The sequence below is a fragment of the Flavobacterium sp. RSP49 genome (assembly GCF_003968735.1).
Taxonomy (GTDB): domain Bacteria; phylum Bacteroidota; class Bacteroidia; order Flavobacteriales; family Flavobacteriaceae; genus Flavobacterium.
Genome location: NZ_RYDN01000002.1, coordinates 167,939 through 183,579, shown reverse-complemented (window position 1 = coordinate 183,579; position 15,641 = coordinate 167,939). Strand labels below are relative to the sequence as shown.

At 35.1% G+C, this 15,641-nt stretch carries 15 protein-coding genes; 1 reads left to right on the top strand and 14 read right to left on the bottom strand.

The annotated features are described in order from the left end of the window. Positions 1-81: 81 nt before the first annotated feature. The 6 genes from EKM02_RS02455 to EKM02_RS02430 all read right to left on the bottom strand — a co-directional run bounded on the left by EKM02_RS02455 (position 82) and on the right by EKM02_RS02430 (position 7,256). Positions 82-1,515 (bottom strand): MBOAT family O-acyltransferase, encoded by a 1,434-nt coding sequence (locus EKM02_RS02455; protein ID WP_126451880.1) that lies wholly within the window; start codon positions 1,513-1,515, stop codon positions 82-84. Between the two features lie 30 nt (positions 1,516-1,545). Then, a complete protein-coding gene (locus EKM02_RS02450) occupies positions 1,546-2,640 on the bottom strand; it encodes a glycosyltransferase family 4 protein (RefSeq protein WP_126451879.1) in 1,095 nt (364 codons plus the stop codon). Next, positions 2,627-4,030 carry a hypothetical protein gene (locus EKM02_RS02445; RefSeq protein WP_126451878.1) on the bottom strand — a complete coding sequence of 468 codons (1,404 nt, stop codon included), beginning with the start codon at positions 4,028-4,030 and terminating at the stop codon, positions 2,627-2,629. Before EKM02_RS02445 ends, EKM02_RS02450 begins: the two co-directional genes overlap by 14 nt. Then, positions 4,030-5,151, bottom strand: a complete 1,122-nt coding sequence (neuC, locus tag EKM02_RS02440; protein ID WP_126451877.1) for a UDP-N-acetylglucosamine 2-epimerase — start codon at positions 5,149-5,151, stop codon at positions 4,030-4,032. The genes EKM02_RS02445 and neuC overlap by 1 nt, the downstream gene beginning before the upstream one ends. Before the next feature lie 145 nt (positions 5,152-5,296). Further along, entirely contained in the window at positions 5,297-6,340 is a 1,044-nt protein-coding gene (locus EKM02_RS02435) for an N-acetylneuraminate synthase family protein (RefSeq protein WP_126451876.1), read from the bottom strand. A 238-nt stretch (positions 6,341-6,578) separates the two neighbouring features. Beyond that, positions 6,579-7,256 (bottom strand): cytidylyltransferase domain-containing protein, encoded by a 678-nt coding sequence (locus EKM02_RS02430; protein WP_126451875.1) that lies wholly within the window; start codon positions 7,254-7,256, stop codon positions 6,579-6,581. A 36-nt stretch (positions 7,257-7,292) separates the two neighbouring features. On the opposite strand from EKM02_RS02430, the gene EKM02_RS02425 reads away from it, so the two are divergent. Further along, positions 7,293-7,628: an HU family DNA-binding protein gene (locus EKM02_RS02425; RefSeq protein ID WP_234423138.1), complete on the top strand. Its 336-nt coding sequence runs from the start codon at positions 7,293-7,295 to the stop codon at positions 7,626-7,628. Between the two features lie 535 nt (positions 7,629-8,163). Here the strand turns inward: EKM02_RS02425 and EKM02_RS02420 are convergent. From EKM02_RS02420 to EKM02_RS02385, 8 genes are read right to left on the bottom strand one after another with little or no spacing between them, the layout of a single operon-like run. Then, positions 8,164-8,814, bottom strand: coding sequence for a methyltransferase domain-containing protein (locus EKM02_RS02420; RefSeq protein ID WP_126451873.1), 651 nt, complete (start codon positions 8,812-8,814; stop codon positions 8,164-8,166). Beyond that, complete coding sequence (locus EKM02_RS02415; protein WP_126451872.1) at positions 8,811-9,734, bottom strand: glycosyltransferase; 924 nt, start codon at positions 9,732-9,734, stop codon at positions 8,811-8,813. The genes EKM02_RS02420 and EKM02_RS02415 overlap by 4 nt, the downstream gene beginning before the upstream one ends. A 2-nt stretch (positions 9,735-9,736) precedes the next feature. After that, the gene (locus EKM02_RS02410) at positions 9,737-10,981 is read right to left on the bottom strand and encodes a UDP-glycosyltransferase (RefSeq protein WP_126451871.1); all 1,245 of its coding nucleotides are present in this window, start codon (positions 10,979-10,981) and stop codon (positions 9,737-9,739) included. Between the two features lies 1 nt (position 10,982). Beyond that, positions 10,983-12,101: a non-hydrolyzing UDP-N-acetylglucosamine 2-epimerase gene (wecB, locus tag EKM02_RS02405; protein WP_126451870.1), complete on the bottom strand. Its 1,119-nt coding sequence runs from the start codon at positions 12,099-12,101 to the stop codon at positions 10,983-10,985. Then, positions 12,088-12,897 (bottom strand): glycosyltransferase family 2 protein, encoded by an 810-nt coding sequence (locus tag EKM02_RS02400; RefSeq protein WP_126451869.1) that lies wholly within the window; start codon positions 12,895-12,897, stop codon positions 12,088-12,090. Before EKM02_RS02400 ends, wecB begins: the two co-directional genes overlap by 14 nt. Positions 12,898-12,920: 23 nt before the next feature. After that, entirely contained in the window at positions 12,921-13,730 is an 810-nt protein-coding gene (locus EKM02_RS02395) for a glycosyltransferase family 2 protein (RefSeq protein WP_126451868.1), read from the bottom strand. A gap of 4 nt (positions 13,731-13,734) precedes the next feature. Then, positions 13,735-14,709 (bottom strand): glycosyltransferase family 2 protein, encoded by a 975-nt coding sequence (locus EKM02_RS02390; protein WP_126451867.1) that lies wholly within the window; start codon positions 14,707-14,709, stop codon positions 13,735-13,737. A gap of 17 nt (positions 14,710-14,726) precedes the next feature. Continuing rightward, complete coding sequence (locus EKM02_RS02385) at positions 14,727-15,641, bottom strand: glycosyltransferase family 2 protein (RefSeq protein WP_126451866.1); 915 nt, start codon at positions 15,639-15,641, stop codon at positions 14,727-14,729.

The window sequence follows — 15,641 nt, the reverse complement described above, 5'->3', positions numbered from 1 at the left end:
AAGAAAGACTACGACCTACTAATCAAGAGCGTTCTAAATTTTCGGCTCCCTTTAGGGTTGGGGTAAAACGAAAATACCACACTAAAACTGAAAATAAATAAATTCTTTATAATCGGAATACGTTCCTAATGCCACAATTGCTGCAAGGCATAATCCCAACTTTAAATAACTGTAGCGTCCAGAAATAGGTTCCACTTGCGTTCGGCTATTCCATTCCACAACAATAAAAGCAAGTATTAAAATGATGATTTCATAATTGTATCGCTCGTTATCCAAATACTGTGATGCAAAATTTCCATTGGTAAAAATACGCCCAATATATTCAAAAGCATCTCCTATCGATTTTACCCGGAAGAAAATCCATGCCAGGCAGGTTAATGCGAATGTACTGATAATGCTAAAGAAAACTGTGACGGAGGCAAAATCCCAATGCAAGGACACTGTTTCCATATTAGATCGATTCCGCTTCAATAGCAACAATGGTAAAAAATACAGGGCATTAATAAAACCCCAGGCAATAAAAGTCCAATTGGCACCATGCCAAAAACCACTGATTAAAAAAATAATAAAGGTATTGCGGATTTTCATTCCCATACCTCCACTGCTGCCTCCCAAAGGAATATATACGTAATCCCGAAACCACGACGAAAGAGAAATGTGCCAGCGCCGCCAGAACTCGGCGATATCACGAGAAAAATAGGGGTAGTTAAAATTGCGCAGCAAATCGATTCCAAACAATTTTGACATTCCCAACGCCATATCAGAATAACCCGAAAAATCCCCATAAATCTGGAAAGCAAAATAAACGGCACCAAGAACCAACGACAAAGAATTCATGGATTCATAATTATCAAAAATCGCATTGGCGTATGTAGCGCAGGTATCCGCAATTACCACTTTTTTGACCAATCCCCAGGCAAACTGAAAGATTCCTTCTTTGGCTTTTTGATAGTCAAAACTGCGTTTCACCTTTACCTGTGGTAATAAATGTGTGGCTCTTTCAATGGGTCCCGCCACAAGCAGTGGAAAATAACTGACAAACAACGAGTAATCCACAAAATTATATTCGGCTTTAATGCGCTTTAAATAAATATCAATGACGTATGATAATCCGTGAAACGTATAGAAGGAAATACCCACCGGCAAGATCACGTTGAGCAGTAAAGGACTCGTTTGTAACCCAAACCCATTCAACAACTCCGAGAAAGAATCTGCAAAAAAATTATAGTATTTAAAAATTCCCAGGAAGCCCAGATTTACACTGATACTCAGCCAAAACCAAAATTTCCGACTCCTTACCGTCTTGGCCTTTTCTATCCGAATACCGGTATAATAATCTAAAAACGTCGAGAACACCAACAGGAACAGAAAACGCCAATCCCAACAGGAATAAAAATAATAGCTGGCTATAATGAGCACTGCATTTTGAGTGCTTTTGGTTTTATTACAAACAAACCAATACAACACAAATACGATTGGCAGGAAAACGGCAAAGGATAAGGAATTAAAAAACATACGTACGGGAACGGATTTGACGGTGTAAAATTAAGATTTATTCTCTAATACCAATGCTAAATAATGATCAACCATCGACGTTAAAGTTATATCATTGACACTTTTATTAACTGCGGAACAATTACTGATTCTAGAATCATTATTCAAAATTTTAACTAAAATTTCTTTTAACTGATTAACTTGACAAACCTCAAACAAAAAACCATTTTTATTATCCTCCACTAATTCTAATATATTTCCTTGTTCCTTCGTTGTTATAACTGGCAAATCACACATTAAGCTTTCGACAACTGAATAACAAAATGTTTCTCCATGAGAAGGATGAATTAAATAATCATAATTACAATAGATCTCATTTAAATTAGCCACACTCCCTTTGAAATCAAAAAATTTCTGAAGCGAATAATCCTCAATCATCTTTTTCAATTCCATTTCGAAATAACCACTGCCATATATATCTATTAAAAAATCATATTCATGGTTATCCGTTAAATATTTTACAGCTACTATTAAATCCTGAATTCCTTTATCCCTTCTGAGATGAGAAGCGACAATAAATTTGTTATTGAATTCAAAATTTAATTTCTTTTTAAATTTACGATTATCTAATCCATTAAGAATTACGATTGATTTTTTCCCAATTTGGGATCCAAATTCCTTGATTAATTCGAGACGGGAATAATCAGAAACCCCTACAAAAACAGCAATATATCTGGAAAATAAAATTCCTTTGATTCTTTTCTCGATTCTCTTTTTTAAAGGATAGCCGGAAAGAGGTCTTGGATTATGATCCACGGCAATTATTTTAGCGCCGCTGAACTGCTTTATTTTATAAAAAAAAGGAGTACATAATTCGACAAAATGGGTAATGATATGCGTATACGCTGTTGCATTGGTGGTACAAAAACTAAGAAAATGATTTTCTACGGATTGATATCCACTCTCAAAAATCGTTAAAGTAACATATTCGCCATGATCCGATTGATTCGGAAAAAACCAATCTACCTGAATATTATTTGCTGCACATTTCTTGTCAAACGCCCAAAAAAAGTAATCCATTCCGCCTACTCTTTCGGGTAATAGTTCATAATTACAAAGCACTGCTATTTTTTTATTTTCGGTCATTCCATTGTGATAAAGTTGTGGCAATACGCTGACTGGTTCCGTTTAATTTTTTGCTTATTTGTAAGTCAATCATAGCCTTTCTTTCTTTAGTTCGTGCCAAAGGATTGATTAAAGCCTCCTTGATTTGGTCAATTAATTCGGTTGGATTTTTGGCGATGGTCACGGATTGGCTCTCGACTACTTTTTTGAAATGATCATATCCTAAAAAACGTTGGTCATCATACAAACCATTTTCAGGATTTCCAAAAACAGTATTAATTACCGGTTTGTCAAATAACATAAAATCTAAACTCATTGTAGAGCACATGTTAATATTCAAATCAACATATTCCAACAAAGAACGTAAATCCATGATATCCTCCTCACTAGGAATGCGTTGCGACCAGCTTTCAGCATGATTCTCCCGAGTCAAAATCCATTTGGGCGTATTCCAGATAATTTCAGGAAACTCTTTTTGTATCGCAGCAAAACGCTCTGGTTCTTCTGCTGGAGAAGTCCGTACAACAAGTTGACATGGAATTCCTATTTTATTTTCTCGCATGGCATTGGCAATAGTCCGAATCACAACAGGATCATTCGCTCCGATACTGGCATCAGCACAACTGAAACAAATTATTTTTTGACTCTCCTTTAAATTAAATTTAGCATAAAAATCTTGTTTTTCTGTTTTGTATTTGTCCATCACATAAGGCTCAAATTGAGGTGTTCCCACCACTCTTACCTGTTCCTCTTTTACATTCGGATAAAAATACAACAGCTCCTTTTTCATTAAATCACTCCAAACCAAAAAATAATCAAAAGTGCCTAACATCCTTCCTTTGGAGGCTAAATTATCCCAACTGAAAATAAAACTGCTGACTGGTATTTGAGATTGGATAGCTGCATATAAAAAAGGGGCTAAATACGAGGGTCTTTGATGGGTAAAAAAAACATGAGTCGGTTGGTCTTCTTGCAATAATCGAAGATACCCTTTTGCTATTCTATGTTTAGAAAAAGACAAAAACTGTAATTTTTCTACAAACAGAATACTGGCAGAAGAGTGCACTCTCTGCGTAAAAAAATAAATAATTTTGACTAAAAGAGATCGGGCAGAGATTGTTTTGGGATACCCGGATTCCAGGTTGTCTTTCATACCATAAAAAGACTTATAGTGTTGTAGATGAGCTAGCTCTTTCCATTTCCTGAAAAACCAGGTCCATTTGCCTTCTACAAAAACATCCAATTCTTTTATGGTACTTGTAGACTGTAAATCCGCAGGATAAGCACTGATAGGCAACCCCGAATAAATGATAATAGTATCAAATTGGAGTCTGGCTTCTGTTAAAAAGTCACTCATTACAAAATTCCGGAATCCAACGCCATCAGTGATTACTATACCTAGTTTCTTCATTAAATATCTCTAAATTGTTTTTGATGATTGATTGCCCAAATTGCATCCATTTCTATAGACTCCAGAAACAACTGCGCACTGTTCCCTTTCCCAAAATCAGTAGCCGTTGGAATGGTTTTTTGAATATCTATTAGTGCTAATGCGGCTGTAATATTTTTTTGTTCATAATCCACGTTAATAATGTGCGCGTGAACCGCTCTGTTTTGCTGTCGTGTTCCAATATTAATAATAGGAATGCCATAGCAAGGCGCTTCCCGAATTCCAGCACTACTGTTCCCTATGATATATTGTGCGTTTTTGAGCAAAGTCAGAAAATATTCAAATCGCAAAGAAGGAAATATTCGAAAACGGGTATTGTTTTCCAGTCTTTTATAGGCTTCCAAAATAGTGTTAGTTCCCAAATCATTATTAGGGAAAACAACAACATAATTATGTGTATCTTCCAGTAAAGCGGCAACAAAATGATTCGCATGATGCTGCATTTCGGCAGTTTCTGTGGTAACAGGATGAAACATGGCAATGGCATACGTATCAAAAGGAATTTGATAATAAGATTGGGCAACGCTCAAATTTGGTAACGCATCCGAAAACATAACATCAATATCAGGAGATCCAATGGTAAATATAGAAGACTTTTTTTCGCCCATTTGAATCAATCGTTTGGCCGCATCAGCATTAGAAACAAAATGGATGTGGCTTAATTTACTGACGCTATGCCGAATTAATTCATCTACCGTTCCGGATAACTCGCCTCCCTCGATATGCGCCACTAAAATATTATTAAGCGATCCTACTATAGCACCGGCAAGTGTTTCTACGCGATCTCCATGAACTATAATCATATCAGGAGGTACGGTCTTGATAAAGGCAGAGAGCCCTTCTATGGTTTTGGCCAAGGTCAAATCCATCGTAGTCTCATGAGTATGATTGATAAACGTATGAATATTTTTGAAGCCACAGCGTTCTATCTCCAATAGCGTGTAACCATATCGCTCTAGCAAATGCATTCCGGTAACAAAAACAAACACCTCAAATCCTTCTTGTTGTTCAAGAATTGAAATCAATGATTTTATTTTTCCGAAATCCGCTCGGGTTCCGGTAAGAAATAGGATTTTTTTCATTATTTTTTTGTCATGTCGAGCGCAGTCGAGATACTTTTAAATCTTAAATACCGGTCGATTGCGCTCGAGGGAACTGTATTTATTTTGTAATTGTCTCTATTTTTAAGTTTTTAATTGCTATCCAAAAAAAGGCAAAATAAAGAAACTATTGTTCAAAATCATTAAAATCTAATTGCTCGTCGTTATCAATATATCGAGTAGCGATTTTCCCAATCAAATCATTAAAATGTTCAGCCAATATAGCTCCAGTTCCCGGACGTTTTACCCATATATTATCCGTAGTAAATAACGCTCCTTTTTTTATTGGAGCAATCGTACAAACCGTTGCAAATGCAAAATCAATAGTTACTTGTTCTTCTAAAGCAGGCTTTTTTGTTCCACCCCGCATGTGCCACATTTCATGAGAGGAAACGATAAGTTCCCCACATGTCTGCTCATCCATACTACACACAATATCCGGACCGGTACGATGTGTATGATCCGTAAAATGACGTTCCAAAATACTGGCTCCTAAAGCTACAGCTCCTAAACACGCATTGTTATTCAAAGTATGATCGGACAAGCCGAAAACTTTATCCGGAAAAGCTTGATGCATTTCCATCATTGCGCCGAAACGCACCAGATGAATTGGAGTTGGATATAAATTTGTAGTATGCAATAGCGCTACGGGTACGTTGTACTTATCAAAAATAGCCACCGCTTTAGTAATGCTTTCAATAGTATTCATTCCAGTACTCAAAATAACAGGCTTACCAAAAGCAGCAATGTGCTCCAACAACGGATAATTATTGCATTCCCCAGATCCTATTTTATAGGCGGATACATTGAATTTCTCCAACCGATCAGCGGCAGCTCGTGAAAAAGGCGTAGAAATGAAAATCATTCCTTTGCTTTCTACATAATTTTTTAGTTCTAATTCATCGACTTCGTTCAAAGAGCAACGTTCCATAATTTCATAAATCGAAACTGTAGCATTGCCTGGAATTACTTTTTTGGCTGCCCCACTCATCTCGTCTTCCACAATATGCGTTTGATGCTTGACCACCTCAGCACCGGCCCTGTGAGCAGCATCTACCATCTCTTTGGCTATTTGCAAAGAACCTTCATGATTAATACCGATTTCAGCAATAACCAAAGGGGGATAATCAAGACCTATTTTTCTTCCTGCAATTTCAATATATGGGTTCATTTTTTTAATGAATGGTTACAAATTAAATTTTATAATAACTCCAAGACTCAATCTCGACCGAGCCTGCGTTGAGCGAGAGTCAATGAAGACAATCTCGACTGCGCTCGATTTGACAATAAAATCCTGAACTCACTACAACTGTCACGGCGAAAGTTTGTACTGAGCGCAGTCGGAGTAAAGCCGAGACGATTTATTTCAAATTCAATAGTACAACTAAATAATCAAATCATTACAACTGTCACGTCGAGCGCAGTCGAGACGCTTTATTGATTAAATACTCCGCATAATCAAAATCATCCAGCGTATCGATATCAACATTGGCAAAAATATGATTTACTTCATAAGGGATACTATTTTCAGAAACTATTTTACCCTCCAGTATCACTTTAGCTTTGGTAATGTACAACAACCCATTTTCAAAATAAAGAGGCTCTAAATCCTGACTGCGTTGCCCTATTTTGTAATTATAAGGTTCAAAACTGTTGTTGATTATTTTTCCCAATTTTTGATGATTCCTGGTTACGGTGACAAGACTGTCAGCATCATTCATGCAAAACCGTACATAGGCTTCCTGAAGCAAATTTTCTGGTCGCAACGGATTAGTGGGTTGTAACAAAACAACCGTGTCAACTGCATGAGTAATAGTCTCTAAAACATGTTGGACACTACTAATCGTTGGTTCCAAGTCTCCTGAAAAGGCATCTGGTCTGTCAATAACTGTAACTCCATACTGCAGCGCAATGTTTTTTATGGCTGCGTTATCGGTCGTTACATAGATTTCATCAATAATAGATGGATTTTTTTGGGCAAATAAAATACTGTGCACCAATAAAGGAATTCCTCCTAAAAGTAATAAATTCTTATTTGGCAACCGTTTAGAGTTTCCACGAGCAGGAATAATAGCAATCGTTTTCATTAGTAAAATTATATCCTTGTAAAAATACTTATTTTTTTGAATTTCAAATGCGCTTCGAGACTTATAGTTGCAGATGGCGATGTAGATTTAGACCGACTCGCTGAGTTGATCTCTTACCAATGTACGGTTACGGCTACGGACTGTTATGCGGTCTTGTTGTCCTTAGAACACAACATCATTGGGGAACTCGGGCAAGGCCGAATTGTAAAACTGGGCCGACTGGGTAATTTCCAGGTGGGTATCAGTTCCGAAGGCAAGGAAATGGCTGCCGATGTGTCCGCTGCCGCGATTAAAAAAAGTCGCATTCTTTTCCGACCCGGAAAAAAATTACGCAGCATGCTGAATGAGTTATCCTTTAGAAAAGCCGGCTAGAACCCCGTAATCAGAAGCATCTGATTATTGTAAGACCTCGAGTATTCCAGTACTCGAGGTTTTTTTTGGCCTATAATTAACGAAAATTAGAGCCGTTTAGTCTTGACCGGACTTTTGTTTCGTCAAGATCGGGCAAAAAAAGCGTCCGCACGAGATCAATATTCGGTCTTGCTGGAATTGTACATCCCCAAATTGCCTTAAAAGCTTGACTTTGGGTTATGATTTTAACCTCCAATAAAATAAAACAAGAATTATTTATGCCAAAAGAAGTTTCTTTTTGGTCTAAAAAGTACTTTTCAGTCCCTTTTTGATATAAAAAAAGCTCAAAAATACTGGCTAGAACCCCGTTTTTTTGAGCAAAATGATTAGTGTAAGACCTCGAATAATTCCAGTTATTCGTCGTATTACAGTTCAAAAGTAGTGAAATGTTTCAATATGTTTTGGTATTGTTGATAAATATTTCTTTAAAGAGTATCGATTCACTGCTACTCTTAGTCTATTTTTTGGCCCTAACTAGCAATAAACACCTTAAAAATTATTTTTTTATAACAAAAAAACCTTGTGTATGCCCATTGGATTCCGGATGAAACGCAACAAATAATTTTAAAAAAAGATAATGTACCAATTCTTTGAAGTACTTTAGTGTAAAAGCTACTTTTGGAGCAATCACATTTCCTATCGTCGCAGATTCAAGAACCTCAAAACCATTGTTTTCTAAATGAAAGCGCACCACATGAGGCAAAGGAACGTAAACATGGTGCTCCAGTAAATGTTTGGGTTGAAAAGCATACAAATTATTTTTAAACAAGTAAGTAAACTTACTCTCCGCACTCAATGGATTAGGAGTGGTAAGCACCATATAACCGCCTGTCTCCATATGTTCAGCTATGTTTCGTATCCCTAATTCAGGGTTCGAAAGATGCTCCAATACTTCCATAAAAACGACAAAACCAGGAGTTTTAACGTTCTTTGGCGCCTTATGATTAAGGTCCCAAATTGTGGACTCTTCAATTTTCCTAACAAAGTCAAAGGGTTGCCACTCTAAGTTAAACTTTTCAACACTAGGCCTAAACCATCCAAAACCTGCTCCAATATCACTGACTATTTTATTAGGCAATTTGTGAGCCACCTCACTCAACTTAAGTTCGGCCCATTGCCCTCTGTCTAAATTTCTATAGTTTTTCATCTGATAATCTCATAAATTTCCGGTTGCCAATAAATTTTAGTTAAAGGAAGCCTATTGTAATCTTCATATTCTTGCCTTGTCAAGCGATTGCTGTTTTTTAAGATTATTGGAAAGCTCCAAACCAAATCCAACAAGGCTAATAAAACAGCTTTCAAGGCTTTTAAATCGCCCTTAAACACTTTATTTTTTAACTGTATCAAAAGGGAATAGGCCATCTTCCTTGGGATAGTTTTTATAGGATAAAACAAGAAGAACAAATACCAACCAGAGCACAAAGACCTACGCAAACGAAGAGTATAATCAGCGTCGTTTCTTCTTGATTTTAAATTTACCCTGTGGTTGACCAAGACTTCGGGCAAATAATGAATTTCCCATTTCTTTTTAAACAACTGAAAGGAAGCAAAATCCTCCTCCCCATAGAAAACAAACCAAGAGGGATAGTTTGGGATTTCTCTCCAAGCCGACATTCTCCATACATGGGCACAACCCACAAATCCTTGAACTCTATGAGGTTTTTCGTTGGATAATTTGGAAACCGGTTCTTCTAATCCCCAAAAAACACGAAAGGCGAGCAAGCCGCAAAGAGCATTGTCCTCAAAATGTTTTCGTATGGATTCCAATGGATTTTCGCTAACAAAATGGGCATCATCGTCCAATGAAATGGTGTAATCAGCTTTAGTTTCGTTTAGCATCTTGTTCCTGCAAAAAATATAACCTTTTGATATGGAATTTTTTTTGAGTATTATCTTAGGATAGTTTTGCTTTACAAACTCAAAGGTACCATCAATAGATCCATCATCAAAAACCATACATTCTACAGAAGTATGTTCAAGAAGGGGATCGATTTTACTTAAAGTAAAAGCTAGATCGGTTTTACGATTTTTAGTAGTAATATGCAAAGAGAAAACAGGATTTACCATAACTAATTATTATTTTCTAAATCATTAATTACTTTTTTCAAATAAGCAACCGAAAGATATTCCTCTAAATCACTTCTATTCAGAAGCAAATTATCTGGGTTTTGTTTCCATAGCAAATACAATTTTTCTATCAAGTTGGCGATATTTTTAACATCATCCACCTCAGACCAATATTCGTAATCATTTCCCAATAATCTTCTGGTTTCGCTGTAATAAGGGGCTAATGAAAGAATCATTTTATTGGCTGCTATACAATGCGGAAACTTGGCAGGAAGAAAAGGACTTATTTCAGCTTTAGATTCTAAAATAATATTGACCGCTACGTTTTTTTGAAGATGGTACACTTCATCAAAAGCGAAAATACCCTTATGAATATAAATTTCAGGACTGTTTTTTTGATAGTCTTCCAGCATTTCAGCATGGAAGGAAGCAGGACCAAGTAATAGCAATTGAGACTCCTTTTTGGCCTCTGGATTATTTTGTAAAAATAATTTAAACCCTTTTATCAAACCTTCGGGAGAGCGTTGTTTCATCAAATTTCCCGCATGAAGCAGATTGAATTTAGACATATCGAAATAGGATGGAAAATCTTGATTTTGAATTTCATATCTAGCATTTTGGTGCGGAATCACAACTCCCGTTTTTAAAAAATTAGGATAAAAACTCCCCATCCACTCCAACAATAATTGACTAGGAAAAGCACTATATTTTGCTTTTTCGGAAACTTTTGCAAAGAATATCTCTTTTTGTTTGTAGCTAGATTCAACCCAGGTATAAGGTCTTGGATAAAAGTGAAACGGATAAGGATCGTGTATGTAAGCCATCCAATTACGATGTAATTCAGGACATTTTAAAACTGCATAATGTGGTCTAAAACTTCCCCCTTTGCTTAATGTAAGTACTAAATCCGGTTCAAAAGTCATTTTTTTTAAACCTCTAACAATACTGTTCGTATCATTAAAGAAGGTAAAGGAAAAACCAAATATCTTCTCTAATAATGGCGCAACATTGATATTAAAACTTCTGCTCAATATCCTTTGCAGTCGACTCAAAAAATACAGAGGGCTGTACTTTATCTCTGTAATTGCAATACACTGTATTCCTTCTAATTGAATATTTTTTAAAGTATAATGATAGACTAAAACCTCGAAACCTGCCTCGGCTAAGTTCTTAATCAAAGCGACATTGGCTTTTGAACCACTACTGTCTTCAATATTGATGGAGTCTACTACAACAAGAATTTTCATTTTAATAGTGTTTTAATAAATATGTTGCTATTTTTTGGCAGGCATCACCGGTTCCATAAGGATTGATGGAATGCCCAAATCCCGTGAATCCGTCTAAAAAAGAACAAATAGTAGTGCTGATTTTTTGCTGATCGGTACCTACTAAAATAGAAAATCCGGCAGTAACCCCTTCAGGTCTTTCTGAAACATCACGAGTAACCAAAACAGGTTTACCTAAGGAAGGGGCTTCTTCCTGAATACCACCGGAATCTGTGACAATCAAAAAAGATTGTTGCATCAACCACACAAAAACGGGATAGGAAACGGGTGGTATCAGATAAATATTTTTAGTATTGGACAATTTCTCATATACAACATCTTTCACTTTGGGATTTAAATGTACAGGATAAACTATAGTAACATCATCCCGTTCTGAAACTGATAAAAGTGCATCACAAAGGCGCTCAAAACCGGCTCCGAAATTTTCTCTTCGGTGTCCTGTAACCAGAACCATTTTTTTATCGGTAGGAAGCAAACGTTTCAATCGTTCAATTTCAGGATTGATATAATCTTCTGCGCCAATTTTCTCAACAGTCCACAATAGCGCATCAATAACGGTATTTCCAGTTTCGACGATAGTAGTTGGCAGAATGCGTTCATTCCGTAAATTCTGTGTGGCTACAGCGGTAGGGGTAAAATGAATATCGGCAATTCTGCTGGTCAACTGCCGGTTCACTTCCTCCGGAAAGGGCGCCTTTTTATGATACGTACGCAAGCCCGCTTCTATATGTCCTACGGTAATGCCATTATGAAAGGCGGCCAACGCCACCATCGATGAAGTTGTTGTGTCTCCATGGACCAAAACCAAATCTGGTTTTGCATCAGCAAATACACTATTCATCTTTAATAAAATACTGGCACTTAAACTGTTCAAGCTTTGATTGGGTTGCATCAAATCTAAATCATAATCGGGAGCAATAACAAAAAATTCCAACACCTGATCCAGCATCTCTCGATGTTGTGCCGTGACACAGACTTTTACATCAAAATTATTTTTTTTTAATTCGTGATATAGCGGTGCCGTTTTTATGGCTTCCGGACGTGTGCCAAAACAAAGTAGAATTTTTTTAGTATATATCATTCGAATTTTTTAATGAAAGGATGCCGTTTAAGTTTTTTAATTTACTAAAAAGCTTTTGAATACTAATTACAATTTTTAAAATTCTAGAGTTTTGATAAGGCAATAATTGCTGATATTCTTTATAATCTGTCATTAAATGTGGCAATAACTCTAGCTCTATTAAGTGATGCTCTTCTCCCCAATCACCAATTTGCGAGATACCATTCAATTGAAAAATCGCTATTGGAATGGCATAACTTTTTGAAGTTGTTGAAGACTCTAGAAAACAACGAATCCAAAACTCATAATCTCCAGCAATTTTATAAAAGTCGTTGTATAATCCTAATTTTTCAAACAAGCTTCTTTTTATAAATGTACTTTGATGTTTAAATCCATGTCGGATAACATAAAACAAGGTCGGCTTTGCAATATGCGTCCTCCTACCAACAACTATATTATTCTTTTCTAAAAAACAATCAAAGGCAACAATATCCTCAACTAATTTTTCAGCACACACATTTAAAATAGTAGCATCATTAACCAATACATCTCCACTGTTCATAAACAACAAATACTCGCCTTTGGCTGCTTTAATTCCCTTGTTCATCGCATCATAAATTCCACGGTCTGGCTCACTTACCCAGTACGTTAATTTATGTTGATAATTTAAAATAACTTCTTTACTTCCATCAGTTGAATTTCCATCAATAATTACGTATCCAAAATTTGAAAAAGATTGATTTAAAACCGATTGTATCGTTTTTTCTAAACCTAAAGAATCGTTATAATTTATGGTTACGATGGTGATTTTAGGCATAAACGATTTTGTTTTATTAATACTTACCCTTTTGTTGACTGATTATTTGTTTGCTTCCTTTGGTATTTGTACAATTCAATATTGGCAACTGTAAAATACCAAGCCCGAAATAAAGATAGAAACAAGCCTACAAATCCATCTTTGAATCCTCGTGAACGAATGTAACAATTAAAAAACTGTTGAAATGGTATCTTTAAAATTTTTGAAAGCGTTATTGAGTAACCTTGAACAAAGCGAGATTTTCCCTCATTTTTTAAATAGCGCAAATGTTTTTCAAAAATTTGTCTATAGCCTGACATCCAATAATGATCAATGTTATTTTTACCATTATATATAATATAATGAGATAAAAATCCTTCTTTTAAAGCAATTCCTGTATGAACAATAGGTTTAATTATTATTCTTTCCTTATGAAACAAAAAGGCTCTATGTTTAACACCTCCCCATGAAGTCCCTTTTAAAGGAGAGGATTTGAAAAAATAGATTATTGGAACAAATACAGCTCCCATTTTGCTATTATCTTTAATTGAATGAAAGACATTTTGGGTATCTTTTGCTAAATCCAATGTAGTTACCTCATCAGGATCAGTCATTAATACCCACTTGTATTTTGTAATATTAATATGCTTATGATAAATCATTTCTCCAACTGGGATTGTCGGAATTGTCAAAACCTTCGCTCCATACTTCTTAGCGATTTCAACAGTATTATCAGTACTTTCTAAATCTACAACTATAATCTCGTCACAAAAAAGAATGCTTTTAATACAATTTTCCAGCAAATGTCCTTCATTTTTTGAAATAATAAACGCTGAAATTGGGAGTTTGCTCATAATACTAATCAGAGTTTTTACTACAAAAATCACTATCAAAACTATTTAGTTCTCTTTCATTTAGAATTAGATTGTTAGGGTGTTTTTTAAAATTATTTTTTAAATATGAAATAAACATAGCTTTTATAAAATGGTAATAATCAATGAAAAAGAAATTTATGAAATATATATTTGATATTTTAAAAAACCAATTAATTTTTTTTTTATCATTTAAATATGAATTATTCATTTTTTTTAATAAAATTAGCTTTTCTAATCTTGTAAAACAACCGCTCTTTTTCGACAACAAGTAATTAAAAAAGGTAAATGTTGATTTTGATTTTAACTCAAGATTATTTTGACTTCCAGAGATGCTCAAAGCAGAAATTCTGATATTTACTACCGCACCATTTATTGTGTAGATTTCTTTAAAGTTTGAAAATTCTAAAATTGCCAATACATCAGAGAACCATCCTAAAGGAAAATCCTTAAAACCAATAATCTTTACTTTTTCTTTACTAAAAACATATTCACTTAATGAACTTCTTGAACCTCTAAAAAAGAAATCTGTTGATTTTTCAATTTTAGGATGAACATAAACTAAAGATGTTTCCTCTCCTTTTTCATCAATTTTACAAGTTGCAAATCGAACTACATTTGAGATTGATTTTATTTCTTCCAGATTTTCATAAAAAGCTTCGACTAAATTATCCCCCAGAACATCATCATCCCCCAAAATCATAATCCATTCCTCTTTTCCAGTCAAAGCAATACAGCGTTCCCATTGTTTTACCAATGAGGTTCCACCAAGATTTTCCTCAAACCGGTGATATACAAAATCAAATTTTCCGTGATACTTTTCTAATAAAAAAGTTGGGTTTTCAGAACTAGCATCATCACCTATATAAACTTTAAACCGCCTATCCGTTTGATTGTCTAGTGATTGCACTGTTTCTTCGAAAAAAGCAAGTTTGAAATATGGGATTACTATTGCAAGCATAGACAAAACGAATTTAACTATTTAGATTTAAATTTTAAAATTATTGGAAAGAAACGTTTAAACAACTTTAAAACTCCAACTGACTTTAAAACTTTTTTGATTAGCAAACCTGTTTGATGAGTTTTCGAATTTTTAGTTGCTCTTAATTTGTATTCCAAATCTTGATTTGATTTATAATATCTAGAGATCATCCTTATAGAAAACTTATGATATTCCTCCTCAGATAAATAATCCATGAAATATTCACAGGCTTTTATCTGGTCTTCACCTAGTCCTATTGTCATCATTCTGCTGAAAGGATTTATTCGATATAACGCTAATGGCTTGTCAACAAAAACTGCTTTGCATCCCGTTTTAAAAATTATTACCCATACAATCCAATCTTCCTGTGCTGTCAAATTTTCTGGAAATCGGATAGTTTTGAACAAGGAAGAATGAAAAAAACCACATTGCACTTGTATAGAAAAACTTTCGTTCCACTGATACAACATACTTTCAAAAGTAAATAACTGGCCCTTCAATTGGCAGAATGGTTCCGATGTTATTTGAGGGTTATTCGTAAACATCCTAAAGTTAGAAATAACAAGATTTACTTCATTATTTAGTTCTATTTGTTGCAAGGACGATTCTAATTTCTCCCTATCTAAAAAATCATCCGAATCTAAGAACTGAAGATACAATCCTTTGGCTTTATCAATCCCTAAATTTCTGGCACTACTTACTCCCCCATTTTCTTTATGCCAATAAATAAAACGAGGGTCTTTAGCTAACCAATTACTGGCAACCTCCTCCGTATTGTCTGGACTTCCATCATCGACAATCAAGCATTCCCAATTTTGATACGTTTGGTTCAATACTGAATGTAAAGCTTCATCCAAGTATTGGGCTTGGTTGTAACAGGGAACAATGATGGAAACTTTTGGTGTACTCAT

Bases quoted from the DNA above. Each gene is read 5' to 3' on its own strand.
- EKM02_RS02455 (WP_126451880.1), bottom strand. From the start codon at position 1,515: ATGTTTTTTAATTCCTTATCCTTTGCCGTTTTCCTGCCAATCGTATTT.
- EKM02_RS02450 (WP_126451879.1), bottom strand. From the start codon at position 2,640: ATGACCGAAAATAAAAAAATAGCAGTGCTTTGTAATTATGAACTATTA.
- EKM02_RS02445 (WP_126451878.1), bottom strand. From the start codon at position 4,030: ATGAAGAAACTAGGTATAGTAATCACTGATGGCGTTGGATTCCGGAAT.
- neuC (WP_126451877.1), bottom strand. From the start codon at position 5,151: ATGAAAAAAATCCTATTTCTTACCGGAACCCGAGCGGATTTCGGAAAA.
- EKM02_RS02435 (WP_126451876.1), bottom strand. From the start codon at position 6,340: ATGAACCCATATATTGAAATTGCAGGAAGAAAAATAGGTCTTGATTAT.
- EKM02_RS02430 (WP_126451875.1), bottom strand. From the start codon at position 7,256: ATGAAAACGATTGCTATTATTCCTGCTCGTGGAAACTCTAAACGGTTG.
- EKM02_RS02420 (WP_126451873.1), bottom strand. From the start codon at position 8,814: ATGAAAAACTATAGAAATTTAGACAGAGGGCAATGGGCCGAACTTAAG.
- EKM02_RS02415 (WP_126451872.1), bottom strand. From the start codon at position 9,734: ATGGTAAATCCTGTTTTCTCTTTGCATATTACTACTAAAAATCGTAAA.
- EKM02_RS02410 (WP_126451871.1), bottom strand. From the start codon at position 10,981: ATGAAAATTCTTGTTGTAGTAGACTCCATCAATATTGAAGACAGTAGT.
- wecB (WP_126451870.1), bottom strand. From the start codon at position 12,101: ATGATATATACTAAAAAAATTCTACTTTGTTTTGGCACACGTCCGGAA.
- EKM02_RS02400 (WP_126451869.1), bottom strand. From the start codon at position 12,897: ATGCCTAAAATCACCATCGTAACCATAAATTATAACGATTCTTTAGGT.
- EKM02_RS02395 (WP_126451868.1), bottom strand. From the start codon at position 13,730: ATGAGCAAACTCCCAATTTCAGCGTTTATTATTTCAAAAAATGAAGGA.
- EKM02_RS02390 (WP_126451867.1), bottom strand. From the start codon at position 14,709: ATGCTTGCAATAGTAATCCCATATTTCAAACTTGCTTTTTTCGAAGAA.
- EKM02_RS02385 (WP_126451866.1), bottom strand. From the start codon at position 15,641: ATGAGTACACCAAAAGTTTCCATCATTGTTCCCTGTTACAACCAAGCC.